General features: G+C 41.3%; 16 protein-coding genes. 4 read left to right on the forward strand and 12 right to left on the reverse strand.

Annotation, left to right across the window (positions count from 1 at the left end):
- Window positions 1-16: 16 nt before the first annotated feature.
- From D8872_RS07010 to D8872_RS07070, 12 genes are all read right to left on the reverse strand, one after another.
- Window positions 17-865: a 3-hydroxybutyryl-CoA dehydrogenase gene (locus tag D8872_RS07010; protein WP_061908982.1), complete on the reverse strand. Its 849-nt coding sequence runs from the start codon at window positions 863-865 to the stop codon at window positions 17-19.
- Window positions 866-959: 94 nt separating this feature from the next.
- On the reverse strand, window positions 960-2,168 hold the full coding sequence (fadE, locus tag D8872_RS07015) for an acyl-CoA dehydrogenase FadE (RefSeq protein WP_125390434.1): 1,209 nt from the start codon (window positions 2,166-2,168) through the stop codon (window positions 960-962).
- A 303-nt stretch (window positions 2,169-2,471) separates the two neighbouring features.
- Window positions 2,472-2,810 (reverse strand): ATP cone domain-containing protein, encoded by a 339-nt coding sequence (locus D8872_RS07020; protein ID WP_125390435.1) that lies wholly within the window; start codon window positions 2,808-2,810, stop codon window positions 2,472-2,474.
- Between the two features lie 15 nt (window positions 2,811-2,825).
- Window positions 2,826-3,260 carry a GNAT family N-acetyltransferase gene (locus D8872_RS07025; RefSeq protein WP_260471687.1) on the reverse strand — a complete coding sequence of 145 codons (435 nt, stop codon included), beginning with the start codon at window positions 3,258-3,260 and terminating at the stop codon, window positions 2,826-2,828.
- A 291-nt stretch (window positions 3,261-3,551) separates the two neighbouring features.
- Window positions 3,552-4,151: a hypothetical protein gene (locus tag D8872_RS07030; RefSeq protein WP_125390437.1), complete on the reverse strand. Its 600-nt coding sequence runs from the start codon at window positions 4,149-4,151 to the stop codon at window positions 3,552-3,554.
- Window positions 4,152-4,204: 53 nt separating this feature from the next.
- Window positions 4,205-5,140, reverse strand: coding sequence for a 4-hydroxy-tetrahydrodipicolinate synthase (dapA, locus tag D8872_RS07035; RefSeq protein ID WP_125390438.1), 936 nt, complete (start codon window positions 5,138-5,140; stop codon window positions 4,205-4,207).
- 79 nt (window positions 5,141-5,219) lie between these two features.
- Window positions 5,220-6,296 carry an aspartate-semialdehyde dehydrogenase gene (locus D8872_RS07040; protein ID WP_125390439.1) on the reverse strand — a complete coding sequence of 359 codons (1,077 nt, stop codon included), beginning with the start codon at window positions 6,294-6,296 and terminating at the stop codon, window positions 5,220-5,222.
- A 242-nt stretch (window positions 6,297-6,538) separates the two neighbouring features.
- Window positions 6,539-6,664, reverse strand: a complete 126-nt coding sequence (locus D8872_RS11040; protein ID WP_260471688.1) for a hypothetical protein — start codon at window positions 6,662-6,664, stop codon at window positions 6,539-6,541.
- A 197-nt stretch (window positions 6,665-6,861) separates the two neighbouring features.
- On the reverse strand, window positions 6,862-7,515 hold the full coding sequence (locus D8872_RS07055; protein ID WP_125390440.1) for a DNA alkylation repair protein: 654 nt from the start codon (window positions 7,513-7,515) through the stop codon (window positions 6,862-6,864).
- Window positions 7,516-7,518: 3 nt separating this feature from the next.
- Entirely contained in the window at window positions 7,519-8,130 is a 612-nt protein-coding gene (locus D8872_RS07060) for a DUF5052 family protein (protein WP_125390441.1), read from the reverse strand.
- Window positions 8,127-8,669 (reverse strand): hypothetical protein, encoded by a 543-nt coding sequence (locus tag D8872_RS07065; protein ID WP_125390442.1) that lies wholly within the window; start codon window positions 8,667-8,669, stop codon window positions 8,127-8,129. The genes D8872_RS07060 and D8872_RS07065 overlap by 4 nt, the downstream gene beginning before the upstream one ends.
- Window positions 8,670-8,802: 133 nt before the next feature.
- On the reverse strand, window positions 8,803-10,473 hold the full coding sequence (locus tag D8872_RS07070) for a formate--tetrahydrofolate ligase (protein ID WP_125390443.1): 1,671 nt from the start codon (window positions 10,471-10,473) through the stop codon (window positions 8,803-8,805).
- A 209-nt stretch (window positions 10,474-10,682) separates the two neighbouring features.
- Between D8872_RS07070 and D8872_RS07075 the strand changes: the two genes are divergently transcribed.
- The 4 genes from D8872_RS07075 (at window position 10,683) to D8872_RS07090 (ending at window position 14,381) form a co-directional block, all read left to right on the forward strand.
- Window positions 10,683-11,375, forward strand: a complete 693-nt coding sequence (locus D8872_RS07075) for a phosphopantothenate--cysteine ligase (protein ID WP_125390444.1) — start codon at window positions 10,683-10,685, stop codon at window positions 11,373-11,375.
- Window positions 11,372-11,923: a phosphopantothenoylcysteine decarboxylase gene (coaC, locus tag D8872_RS07080; protein ID WP_125390445.1), complete on the forward strand. Its 552-nt coding sequence runs from the start codon at window positions 11,372-11,374 to the stop codon at window positions 11,921-11,923. The genes D8872_RS07075 and coaC overlap by 4 nt, the downstream gene beginning before the upstream one ends.
- Complete coding sequence (locus D8872_RS07085) at window positions 11,907-12,470, forward strand: ECF transporter S component (protein ID WP_125390446.1); 564 nt, start codon at window positions 11,907-11,909, stop codon at window positions 12,468-12,470. The genes coaC and D8872_RS07085 overlap by 17 nt, the downstream gene beginning before the upstream one ends.
- Before the next feature lie 192 nt (window positions 12,471-12,662).
- Window positions 12,663-14,381, forward strand: a complete 1,719-nt coding sequence (locus D8872_RS07090; protein WP_125390447.1) for a phospho-sugar mutase — start codon at window positions 12,663-12,665, stop codon at window positions 14,379-14,381.
- The last annotated feature ends 74 nt before the right edge of the window (window positions 14,382-14,455 follow it).

Raw genomic sequence — 14,455 nt, forward strand, 5'->3', positions numbered from 1 at the left:
TCTTGCTCCTTATATCTTAATATTTAAAGAATCCTTCTTTAGTCTTGCGACCAAGCTTACCAGCTTCAACCATCTTCTTCAGAAGTGGAGCAGGACGATACTTAGGATCTCCAAATCCATTGTTTAACACTCCCATGATAGCCAAGCAGACATCAAGACCGATCAAGTCAGCCAATGCCAATGGGCCAATTGGGTGATTAGCACCTAGTTTCATTGCTTCGTCAATTTCTTCTGCTGAAGCAATTCCTTCTCCTAAGATGAAAATAGCCTCATTGATCATTGGAATCAAGACGCGGTTCACAACAAAACCATAAGAATCTTTCACGTCTACAGCTGTTTTACCGATTTTTTCAGTCAATTCACGAACAGCTTTGACAACTTCATCTGACGTTTGAAGCGCACGGATAACTTCAACCAATTTCATAACTGGTGCTGGGTTGAAGAAGTGCATACCAATAACACGTTCTTGATGAACCGTCGCAGCTGCAATATCAGTAATAGATAGAGATGAAGTGTTTGAAGCCAAAATAGTTTGAGGGTCAGTCAACTCATCCAACTGTTTAAAAATGCTCAATTTGATGTCGCGATTTTCAGTAGCCGCTTCAATAACCAATTGAACATGTTTAGCATCTTCATAAGATGTAGAAGGAATCAGATTTGCCAAAATGCTGTTTTTATCTTCTTCTGACAAACGACCTTTTTCAACAGAACGAGACAATTGCTTAGTAATACCATCCAGCCCTCTTTGAACAAATTCTTCCTTAATATCATTGAGATAAACTGTGAAACCTGATTGAGCAAAGACTTGTGCAATACCGCTTCCCATTTGACCTGATCCTATGATCATCACTTTTGAAATACTCATTTTTTTCTCCTATTTACTATAAAAATATAAACTTCAAAAAGAAAGAATCGGAACGATTACTAGCAAATGCTGAGCAATCGTTCCAAATTCATTATTATACAAATGCTCCAACACCAGTAATCTCACGACCAACAATCAAGGCATTCACTTCGTGTGAACCTTCATAGGTATAGATTGATTCAGCATCTGCAAAGAAACGAGCAACGTCTGTCTCAAGTGTAATACCATTACCTCCGCAAGTTTCACGAGCAAGAGCAACTGTTTCGCGCATTACCAATGAGTTGTGCATCTTAGCAAGTGCAGAGTTAAGCATCAATTCGTTACCTGCTTCTTGCATTTCTGCAATACGAGTTGAATAAGCAATAACTGCTACAGCATTTGCTTGCATACGAGCCAATTTTTCTTGAACAATTTGGAATTTGGCGATTGGACGTTTGAACTGTTCACGATCTTTAGCATATTTAAGAGCTGCAACATATGATCCACAAGTCACTCCCATAGCAATGTGAGCAACGTCCGCACGAGTGAAGGTCAAGATACGGGCTACATCACCAAAACCATTGATATTTACCAAACGGTCTGAATCTGGAACCTCTACATTCTTCATGGTAATATGGCCATTACGGACACAACGAAGAGCAATCTTGTGTGGGATTGGTTCTGCATGATATCCAGGAGCTCCCTTACGAACGATAAAGCATTTCACTTTTCCATCTTCAACGTCGCGGGCAAATACTGGAACAACATCAGCTGTATCTGATCCACCGATCCAACGTTTTTCTCCGTTCAAGATCCATTTATCGCCAACACGCTCAGCTGTTGTAGCAAGACCTCCAGCAATGTCAGAACCTGACAACGGCTCAGTCAAAGCGAAACATCCTTGCCAGTCAAATGCAGCCAATTTAGGAAGGAATTCTTTTTGTTGACGTTCGTCACCACCAAGCAAGACTGTGTTGTAGCAAAGTCCACCATGAACTGTGAAGAAAGTTGCTATAGACGCATCAAAACGAGCTAATTCCAAATATAAGAATGCGATATAAAGTTCTGATGGTTTGTAGTTGCCTTCGCGACCTTCGAACAATTTAGGGTTGTTCATGATTTGAGCGCCTTTAGCAACTGCATAGAATTCTTCAAATGGGAAATCAGGTGCTTCCCAATATTCATTAATGACTGGACGAAGGTGTTTTTCAATCAAACGACGAGTTTCTTGTAATACTTCCGCTTCTCCCAATGTCAAGCCATCAGCATAGTGGAAAAGATCCTCAGGGTATAGTTCACGTAAAATTTCTTCTTTAGTTGCCATTTTATTGACTCCTTTTGTATAGTTTTTATTTGTATAAGAGCGCTTTCATTTTTATAGCTCAGTATTTGTTGACGCTTTCATTTTATATCTAATATGTCCTAGTGTCTACTTAAGAAAGATTAAGAAGAGCATAAGTCCAGATTATACATATTGATTTTACTGGCTTTGAAAGGTCTTTTTCTAATAAAAACTAGGAAAAAATCTTTGAATGCGGTTACAAATTTTAACGAAAAATCTACTTTGAACTGAATTTTTATATTGAGTTTTGAAAAAGAAAAAGCCCATCTGGGCTTTTCAGCATTTTTATCGGATTTGCTCAAAATGCAGATGGACAGCGATATGGTCACCGTAACCACTGCGTTCCAAATCACGCTGCAAGCGGTAGGAAATATAATGCTCAGCAATAGTGATATAGCCCGCTCCCAAGAGACGGTTTTCAACCATAGACTGAATCATACTGATAGTGGCACGCTCAACCTTGGCTTCTTCCAGATCTAATGCGACCTTTTTTGTCACCGAGGCTAGATTTTGACGGAGGTCGTCTGTCAAGACATAAACAGTCTGAGCTGCTTTTAATACCGCTTGATAGATTTTATCTGGGTCAAAGTCAACGACTTCCCCACTGCGTTTAATCACTTTCATAAAACACTCCTTTAATTATATATTTCTGATATAGTGTAAATCTCTGGCTTGACTGCTATCAATCCAATTTACAGTGGCAGACTCAAAGACAAAGCCTTCTTTTTCATAAAATGGAAGACCGATAGCATTTCCTTCCGTTACTGTAACGGCTTGCTCTCTGGCCTGATATTGTGATTTTTGATAACTTGTCAAGGTCTCCAGTAACTCATGACCGACTCCCAAACGTTGAGCCTGCGGCAAGACGTAGAGAACATAAACATTGGCTCTGCCATCCTCACTCATTCCACCACCAATGCAACCAAGCACCTGCCCATTCATTTCTGCCAGCCAATAGCCATTCCATTCAGGAGAAAGTTCTGTCAAGTCCTTCAGCAAACGTTCTTGGCTATAGAAAATGTCAAAGACTCGCTCTATGTAGGAAGATGAGTAAATATCTTTATAGGTAGTCAACCAAGTTTCTCTACATATTTTTTGGATTAGTTGCCAATCAGCCTTGCTTGCCTTACAAACCTGCATTATCATCACCTCTTAAGCAATAACTTACCCTATCATTATACAATTTTTTCTTGTTTTTTTCAAAAAGAATGAAACATTTAGAAAAAGGACTAGAGAGATGAACTAAACCTCAATCTTTAGAATGTTATCTAACGTTTGAGGCGCCATTCAACTGCAATCCTTTTGAAATATTTTTCAGAGAACTATAAGTACTGGTCCTTTTAGATCAAGCTAATAATACATATACTATATACCACTTTGCTCTAATACAATGTCTTGTTTCTTGTAACGATATTGCATTCTCCAATGATTTTCAGACACTTCTTCTAATTTCAGAGTTTTGTCAATCTTATTAAAAGGCAATTTCTCTTCCTCAACTTTCTTTAGGAGCTCAACCAATAAGTCTCCGCCAGCGTTTAGAGAAATCAAACTATCATCCTCACTATCGTGTTGAAGTAAAACTTTCTTAGTCGGTTTGTGGATGACATTATAAAGATTGAAAGCTCTTTTAATGTCAAAATTCTTCTCTTTGTCGGCTATCATTGATACAGTATGCAACTCTAACCGACCGATTTTAAAAGCCCCGAACAGACTGACAACAATCCCTAATCCAGCAAGCGTTTCCCAGATAAGAGAGAAAAGTTTTAAATCCCAATCTGTTATAAGGTTAAGAAGTAGATAAAGAGCCCCCAGACCAAATCCTAACAAAGTTAGACCTGCGCCATAAAAACTTGCCTTATCACCAGTTCGAATAATTGGCTTGTCGTAAACTTTCTTCCCCTCAAGTTTTTCCAGACTGCGCTTTGCTTTGTACTCTTCGATTCGTTGACTATGCTTTTCTGTCATACTATTTAATCACACCTTACTTATCTATATAAAATCTAAACCAAAATTGCCGATCAATAATCTGGTCTTAGAACCCCTTTAACAGTCTCTTTGGTCGCCTCATAATCGCCATCAACCACAACCTTGATAATACGTTTGGCATCTTCTTCAGGAGCTGGCACAAGCGGTAAGCGGGTTGGACCAGCTGCAAAGCCCATGTAATTGAGGACGGCCTTGACCGGAGCAGGGCTTGGGTAAGAGAACAGGGCATTGACTTTAGGGATGAATTTCCGTTGGATTGCTGCTGCTTTTTTAATGTCATTGTGCTCGATAGCATCCAGCATTTCAAACATTTCATCACCATTTGTATGAGAAGCAACGGAAATAACTCCATCAGCCCCCAGATTCATAGCATGAAAGGCATCGCCATCCTCACCCGTATAAATCAGGAACTCCTCTGGACGATGCTCAATCAAATAAGCCATATTTGCCAGACTGGTACATTCTTTCACGCCAATAATATTTGGGTGTTCTGCCAGCCTCAACATAGTCTCAGGTGTCATCTCAACCACTACCCGTCCTGGGATATTATAGATAATAATCGGCAGGTTTGAAGCATCCGCAATGGCTTTAAAATGCTGATACATGCCTTCTTGAGACGGTTTATTGTAATAGGGGACAATGGCCAAACCAGCCGCAAAACCACCAAAGGCATCTACTTCTTTGACAAATTCAATGGAGTCGCGCGTTTCGTTGGTACCGACACCAGCTATCAAAGGAACGCGCCCCTTGACAATATTTTGAACAGCCGCAAAAAGCTCTAATTCTTCATCGTGGGTCAGGGTTGGACTCTCTGCAGTCGTTCCAGCTAGCAAAATCCCATCTGTATGATGAGCCAAAAGGTGCTCAATCAAATCTGGAATGGCCTCAAAATTGATGGAGCCATCTTCATGAAAAGGCGTAATGAAAGCTGTGATGATTTTACAATTCTTCAAATCTGCGTATGCCATAGACTTACCTCTCTTTGTATGAAAAGAGGATTGAATGACAGATATTCAATCCTCGACCTGTCACGTATTTTTAGACAGCTTATTTTAATTCAAAAACGACTTCTTCTGTTGGACGAACCAAGCCACGCTCATGAAGAGTTTCAGCGATTTGGACAGAATTCCATGCCGCTCCTTTAAGAAGGTTGTCTGAAACAACCCACATGTGAATTCCTTTTTCTGCATCCAAGTCTTTGCGGATACGACCTACAAAAGTATCGCGTGAACCAACTGCATTAATTGCTTGAGGGTAGATTTGGTGAGCTACGTCATCTTCAAGAACAGCACCTGGGAAAGCTGCAATGGCTGCCTTGACTTCTTCAATTGGAGCCACTTCTTTCGTTTCGATGTAAACAGACTCAGAGTGAGCTGACAAGACGGGAATACGCACACATGTTGCAGATACTGCAATGCTGTCATCTTCCATGATTTTCTTAGTTTCCTTAGTCATCTTCATCTCTTCGTAAGTGTAGTCGTTGTCAGTAAAGACATCGATTTGTGGAAGAGCGTTGAAGGCAATTGGATAATGCTTCTTGTCACCACCAGAAGGTAGGATTTCCGCATGCAAATCACGTGGGGCAACACCATCATTCAACACTTCACGAAGTTCACGTTGCGTTTCGAGAATAGCTCCCATACCTGCACCTGAAACAGCCTGGTAAGTTGAAACGATGATACGGTCCAAGCCCCATTTTTGACGAACAGGCTCAAGAGCCACCATCATTTGGATTGTTGAACAGTTAGGGCAGGCGATAATCCCTTTATGCTGATCTAGTGCATGAGCGTTTACTTCTGGAACAACCAGAGGCACATCAGGATTTTGGCGGAAATATGAGGTATTGTCCACTACGACTGCACCAGCTTTAACTGCATACGGAGCATATTTTGCTGAAGTAGAGCCACCAGCTGAGAAAAGAGCGATGTCTACGCCTTCAAAGGCAGTTTCTGTTGTTTCTTCGATAGTAACATCTTGTCCCTTGAACTGAAGAACCTTACCAGCTGAACGAGCAGAAGCCAAATAACGGATCTTATCAATTGGAAGTGTTGATTCTTCCAGCATTTTAATCATTTGAGCGCCAACAGCACCAGTGGCACCAACTACAGCAACTGTATATCCCATACAATCCACCTCTGAATTTTCTAAAAATTTTGTATATTCTAGTATTATACTATTTTTAAGGAAAAATGCAAATATTTCTAAAGGATTATGTCCTTATTTTGTCGAAATATGCAGCTCTCACAATGCTGACCTCCTCAATATCAATGTCTCTAAGCTCAGCCGCGGATAACTGTCTTGCATTTCTAAGAGAAGTTTCAGGGTTTACAGATTTTGTTCTCACAAACAAAACTGCATCCATTGCTCTAAGACTTAACTTCGTCCTGCGGACTGGTTTCATCAAGAGCAATAGCACTCACGACGACGACCGTCTCAGTATCAATGTCTCTAGGATCAGCTTCGACCAATGGTCTCGCCAATCTAAGAGACATAGAAAAATCCCCAATCCGTAGACTGGGGATAAGGGCACTTTCGTGTGATCAGCAGGTTCACACAACTGATCAAGGTCCGCTCCTGCGTTATGACCTCCCATGCTTCAATTTGCAGAAAATCTGCATATCGACTCATCGCACCTATCTATCATAAGCTATAGCGTAGAAAATGTCAAGCCATAAAGATTGGTCAACCATCACAGATACTTACTTCCCTCTCGAATACTAAGTGCAGCCATTTCTGCCTGATGCCGCTCAATAAAATCTCTGACCCAGTCTGGATTGGTTTTGGAATAATCTCTCAGCGCCCAGCCGATGGCCTTGTTAATAAAGAATTCTGTTTGACCAAGATTATTCACTAAAATTTTCTCCAACAGCTCCGTGTCTGTTTCCTCTTTTCGCAACAGCTGATGATCAATAGCCAAGCGCCGCAGCCAGATATCCTCATCACGACTCCAAACTAAAATAATCTCTTTGGTTTCTGGAAATCGGGCAATGATGGATCCGACCAAGCGGTCCAAAAAGTCAATAGTATCCCACCAAGATTTTGTTTGGGCAAGCTTTTTCAAACGTGGCAAGTCAGATGGGGTCAAGAGCTTCTTGCGAATTTCCAGATAATCTAGCGCGGCATACTGCAATTCTCGATAGGGATTGTCCCAAGATTCATTTATAAAAGCCCAATCAATGACGGAGTCAGTCTGCTGTTTGCAAAAATTCTTTGCGAGTTTCCTCCTAGCTGGAGTCTTGACTCCTAGAAACTCAAATTTGTTTTTCATATAGGCTTTCATGGCTACCGCATCGTCAGGATTAGCTACAGCTTTCAGATTTTCAAGTAATTCCTCTACATCCATAGCTTACTCCAGCAATTCACGGTCGTAAATAGTGTAGTCACAGCGATAAATCAAGAGGCGCTTGCCGTCAATCAGCAACTCAGAGGTTTTGGGAGCATCAGATTTATCGAGAGAGACTCGGTCCCCAGCATAAGCTGCCAGTGGAGTGCCATTTTGAGAGCGAATCAGAATGACCTTCTTCTTGCCGTTAAAGTCGTTTTTAAAAGCAGAAATCATGCGATTTAAAACAGGGACTGCATGGCTATTCTCCTCAACATCTGCAGTCTTTTGATATTGAGCAAAGACATCTTTCAAGCCCTTTTCTTCTGCAATCAAGGAAGAGCCCACATGGTCAATCTCATACTTACCCAAGGTGATTTTGAGGACAGATGAGTCTTCTTTGGAATTCCCTTCTGCATCAACTGAGTCAAACTCCTCGTTACGCGAGATGGACAGGGACTTCCCTGACATCTGGTCTATGAGTTGGGAATTTTCATCATAGGTGCGAACCGTCATCTCCAGCCCCAGCCATTCTTCCTTGGCATTTTTGAACCAATTTTCAACGGCCTGACAACCGGTCAAGGTCAAAAGACCAATACTCAAAAGAGCTATTAATAGGTATTTCTTTTTCATTATTTATGCTCCATATTTTTTTCGTATAAGGAAATTTCTTTTGCAATTTGCGATTTGGCAGCTTTTCCCATCAACAATAATTTGATAGGCCTCATCACTTGCAGTCCTAGGCCACCCATTGTATAGTAAGATAGGCGATAGTAAAAATAATTAACAAATTCAATGATGGCAAACAACCAAAGTAAAACTCCAATAATAATATTACTGCTACTACTCACTCTAAAAGACCAGATCCAAATCGGTATATATGCAAGCAGCATCATTAAATCTAGCACTTTTAATCCTTTATAAAGAGGTACAAGTAGTTGAGCTTTCAGGGCCTTCTTCTTTTGGATTCGTCTTAAACAGTTAAGCCAATAGATGGAACCTTGAACCAATATCAGATTAAGAATTAACAATGGAAAATAAAGGACTGCACTAGATGTGGCAAATCGGGTCTCTGATTTCGTATACAGGACATACACGATACAAAATAACACAACACTTATTGATTCCCCTGAGGCAAGGTAAATTAATTCCTGTTTGAGACTTCTTTTTTTCAATGTTCATCCTCCTATGAGCAAAAACTAGGTGATGGGAATATGGCTTTATTATATCAAAATATCTGGAATTTAAGTCTAAAAAAGAGAGGCTAGGCTCTTTTTAGCCCAACCTCTTCTTATATCTTAAATTCAATTAGAACAAACCAATGGCTGTACCGTCTGCTGCCACATCCATATTAAGTGCAGCTGGGCGTTTCGGCAATCCTGGCATGGTCATGACATCTCCTGTCAAAGCCACGATAAAGCCTGCCCCAAGTTTTGGTACCAATTCACGAATGGTAATTTCAAAGTTTTCTGGCGCGCCTAAAGCAGCAGGATTATCTGAGAAGCTATATTGGGTTTTGGCCATGCAGATTGGCAGTTTGTCCCAGCCATTCTTGACAATTTCCCGAATCTGAGTCTGCGCTTTTTTCTCAAAGTTTACTTTTGAACCGCGATAGATTTCAGTAACAATCTTCTCGATTTTCGCTTCAATTGTTGAGTCATTGTCATAGAGACGAGTGTAGTGTGCTAGATTTTTGTCAATGGTTTTGACAACAGTCTCAGCCAGAGCCACACCACCTTCAGCGCCATCAGCCCAGACACTAGCAAGCTCAACCGGTACCCCGATTTCTGCACAGAGTTCCTTAAGAGCAGCAATTTCAGCTTCCGTATCAGAGACAAATTCATTGATAGCTACTACCGCTGGAATACCGAACTTACGGATATTTTCAACGTGACGTTTGAGATTGGCAAAGCCAGCTCGGACCGCCTCAACATTTTCTTCAGTAAGTGCATCCTTAGCAACGCCACCATTCATCTTAAGAGCACGAAGTGTTGCGACAATTACCACTGCATCTGGAGATGTTGGCAAGTTTGGAGTCTTAATATCCAAGAATTTCTCAGCACCAAGGTCCGCACCGAATCCGGCTTCTGTCACCGTATAATCAGCCAAACGCAGCGCTGTACTAGTCGCCAAGACCGAGTTACAGCCATGGGCGATATTGGCAAACGGTCCGCCGTGGACAAAGGCTGGTGTTCCGTAAATAGTCTGTACCAGATTTGGCTTAATCGCATCTTTCAAGACTAAAGCCAGAGCCCCTTCTACTTCAAGGTCGCGAACGTAGACTGGTGTGCGGTCATAACGATAACCGATAACAATGTTAGCCAAGCGATTTTTCAAATCTTCAATATCCGTTGCCAAGCAAAGAATCGCCATGATTTCAGAAGCAACCGTGATATCAAAACCATCTTCGCGCGGAATACCGTTGAGTGGGCTGCCTAAGCCAACCGTCACATGGCGCAGTGCTCGGTCATTTAGGTCCACAACACGTTTCCAGATAATACGACGTTGGTCGATACCCAGCTCATTTCCCTGATGCAAATGATTATCGATGAGAGCAGACAGAGCATTATTAGCAGTCGTAATGGCGTGCATGTCACCAGTGAAATGCAGGTTGATGTCTTCCATCGGTAAAACTTGCGCGTGACCGCCACCTGCTGCGCCTCCTTTGATTCCCATAACAGGCCCCAAAGACGGTTCGCGGATAGCAATCATCGTTTTCTTGCCAATTTTATTGAGCGCATCAGCTAGTCCAATGGTGATGGTAGACTTGCCTTCTCCAGCAGGTGTCGGATTGATTGCCGTTACCAAAATCAGCTTGCCGATAGGATTTTCTGCTACTTCACGAATCTTGTCAAAACTGAGCTTGGCCTTGTACTTTCCATACAGCTCCAAGTCCTCGTAATCAATACCAACCTTTTTTACTACATCCACAATAGGCTGTAATTCAACACTCTGAGCAATTTCGATATCTGTTTTCATTAAGGAACTCCTCTAATTTGATAAAACTATTATAACAAATATGATATAAAACTGCACATTTAAACTCCAATAGCAACATAATGTTCGGTAATTACTTCAATTTTTTTTTCATACAATACATCTTCTTTAGTGAAAAAATAAGTTTGACTAAATTGAACCTTAAGTTAATTTTATTTTACTAAATTCATTTTTTCTTGTAGAATAAAGCTATGAATATATTGATTACCTCTGGCGGAACGAGTGAAAAAATCGACCAAGTCCGCTCTATCACCAATCATTCGACGGGTCAACTTGGGAAAATGATAGCTGAGCATTGTTTGGCAGAGGGTGCTTCGGTGACTCTGCTGACAACGGCAAAAGCTGTTAAACCGGATCCGCATGAAAAACTAACGATTAAGATTATCGAAGATACAGAGCAGCTCCTGACAGCCATGGAAGAGCTGGTACCAGCTCATGATGTGCTCATTCATTCAATGGCTGTTTCTGACTATAAACCAGTGTACATGGCAAGATTTGAGGAGGTTCTTGCTAGTTCAGATGTGACAGAGTTTCTGGAAAAAAGTAATTCTGAAAGTAAGATTTCGTCTACTGATGACTATCAGGTACTTTTCCTCAAGAAAAATCCTAAAATCATCAGCAAGGTCAAGGAATGGAATCCCAATATTCGATTGGTTGGCTTTAAGCTCTTGGTAGGTGTTTCTAAAGAAGAGTTACTGTCTACTGCTAGAGCCAGCCTTGAAAAAAATCAAGCTGAATTAATTGTAGCCAACGATTTGACTGAAATTTCTAGCGGGCAACACCACGCCTATCTCCTAGGAGCAGTCACTATCACAGAAGCTTTCTCCAAGGCAGAAATTGCTGAACAATTGTTAAGCCATATCCAGAAAGGAGACAGTTCATGATCCATGTTACTCTCGCTGTCACGGGCAGTATTTCGGCCTATAAAGCAGCAGATATTACGAGCCAGCTGGGCAAGCTAGGCTACAGTGTGTCTGTTCTTATGACGGAAGCTGCCAGTCACTTTATCACCCCGCTGACCTTACAGGTTTTATCAAAAAATCCTGTTTCCCTTGACCTTATGGACGAGCCGAGGCCAGACAAAGTCAACCATATTGAAACCGGTAAAGAAACAAATCTTTTCTTAGTCGCTCCCGCAACAGCTAATACCATCGCCAAACTGGCTAATGGTCTAGCGGATAATATGGTAACCGCTACAGCCCTTGCTCTCCCATCTCATGTCAAAAAAGCCATCGCACCAGCCATGAATACCAAGATGTATGAAAATCCACTAACTCAGCACAATTTGGAAAGATTAAAAAAATTTGGCTGGGAGATTATCGAACCGCGTGAAGCTGTTCTAGCTTGCGGAGATCATGGGACTGGCGCTCTAGCTGATGTCAATATTATTATAGAAAAAGTAAAGGAAATTATAAATGAGAAAACAATCTAGTATCGCGCAAATTGCTATCTTTTTTGCTATTATGTTAGTGCTCCATCTGCTGAGCTCTGTTATTTTCAACCTACTACCGGTTCCTATTAAACCGACCATTATTCATATTCCAGTCATTATCGCTAGTATTATCTACGGACCGCGAATTGGAGCTGTTCTTGGAGCTCTGATGGGGGTAATCAGTGTTGTGACCAACACTGTTGTCCTGCTACCAACTAGCTACCTCTTCAGTCCTTTTGTAGAAAACGGAAGCATCAATTCATTGATGATTGCTATGGTTCCACGTATTCTAATCGGAATCACCCCGTATTTTGTCTACAAATGGATGAAAACTAAGCCAGGTTTAGTTTTAGCTGGTGCCGTGGGCTCAATGACTAACACCATCTTCGTTCTCGGAGGAATTTTCATTCTATTTTCATCTGTTTACAATGGAGACATCAGAGCCATGCTTGCATTGATTTTTTCAGCTAATGCAATCTCAGAAATGATTATTTCTGCTATCCTTACAGTTGCAATCGTTCCAGCACTTGAAAAACTAAAAAAATAATCACTTAAGTGATTATTTTTTTACTCTATTTTTGTTCACTTTTTCAAAGGATTTCATTATTTTTTAAGTCAGCACTTTCAAAAATTATGAAAATATGTTACAATGAAAGCGATTAAACAAACAAGAAAATCTTGCGGCTTATCCTTAAAGACGCGGTGATTTTCTATTTTAAATATAAAGGAGACTCCATCTATGACCTATCAAGAAAACTTCAAAAAATGGCTTGATTTCGCTGAACTTCCTGACTATCTTCGGAAAGAGTTAGAAGGTATGGACGAAAAAACTAAGGAAGATGCCTTTTATACAAACCTTGAGTTTGGTACTGCTGGTATGCGTGGTTTGATCGGTGCGGGTACCAACCGTATCAATATCTATGTTGTCCGTCAGGCAACCGAAGGTTTGGCACGCTTGATTGAAGAAAAAGGAGATGAGTTCAAAAAACGCGGTGTTGCGATTGCTTATGACTCTCGTCATTTCTCACCAGAATTTGCTTTTGAATCTGCTGCAGTCTTGGCTAAACATGGCATCAAGTCCTATGTCTTTGAAAGCCTGCGCCCAACTCCAGAACTTTCATTTGCGGTACGTCATTTGGGAACTTTTGCTGGTATCATGATTACAGCCAGCCATAACCCTGCTCCATTTAACGGCTACAAGGTATATGGTGAAGACGGCGGACAAATGCCTCCGCATGATGCAGATGCATTGACTGACTACATCCGTGCGATTGAAAATCCTTTTGCTATCGAGGTTGCTGATGTGGAAGCTGAAAAAGCTTCTGGCTTGATTGAAGTGATTGGCGATGCTGTTGATGCTGAATACCTCAAGGAAGTTAAAGATGTCAATATCAACCAAAAATTAATTGATGAATACGGCAAGGACATGAAGATTGTCTATACTCCGTTGCACGGTACTGGTGAAATGCTGGCTCGTCGCGCTTTGGCACAAGCTGGATTTGACTCTGTGCAAGTCGTTGAAGCTCAGGCTGTAGCTGATCCAGACTTCTCTACTGTTAAGTCTCCAAACCCTGAAAGCCAAGCAGCCTTTGCCTTAGCTGAAGAATTGGGCCGTAAAGTTGGTGCAGATGTCTTGGTCGCAACTGACCCAGATGCTGACCGTGTTGGTGTGGAAGTTCTTCAAAAAGATGGTAGCTACCTCAACCTTTCAGGTAACCAAATCGGGGCTATCATGGCTAAGTACATCCTAGAAGCTCATAAGAGTGCAGGAACTCTGCCAGCTAACGCTGCTCTCTGCAAGTCAATCGTTTCTACTGACCTAGTGACTAAGATTGCCGAAAGCTATGGCGCAACCATGTTCAACGTCTTGACTGGTTTCAAATTTATCGCTGAAAAGATCCAAGAATTCGAAGAAAAACACAATCACACTTACATGATGGGGTTTGAAGAAAGCTTTGGTTACTTGATCAAACCATTCGTACGTGATAAAGATGCAATCCAAGCTGTTTTGGTCGTTGCTGAGCTTGCGGCCTACTACCGTTCTCGTGGTTTGACTCTGGCTGACGGTATCGAAGAAATCTATAAAGAATACGGCTACTACGCAGAAAAGACGATCTCTGTTACCCTTTCAGGTGTTGATGGTGCTGAGCAAATCAAGGCTATCATGGCTAAGTTCCGTAACAATGCTCCAAAAGAATGGAACCAAACAGCTATTACTGTCGTAGAAGACTTTAAGGCTCAAACTGCTACTGCTACAGATGGTACTGTTACAAACTTGACAACTCCTCCAAGCGATGTGCTGAAATACACCTTGGCTAATGGTTCTTGGATTGCTGTCCGCCCATCTGGAACAGAGCCAAAAATCAAGTTCTACATTGCCGTTGTCGGCGACAGCAATGAAGATGCTCAAGCAAAAATTGCTGCTATTGAAGCAGAAATTAACGCCTTTATCAAATAAAATAATCTTATTAACCAGAGAATAAAGTTCAGATTCTCTGGTTTTTCGTTTCCAAATCATGCATTTTTCTACTT

This window comes from Streptococcus cristatus (assembly GCF_003943815.1).
Classification (GTDB): Bacteria; Bacillota; Bacilli; order Lactobacillales; family Streptococcaceae; genus Streptococcus; species Streptococcus cristatus_F.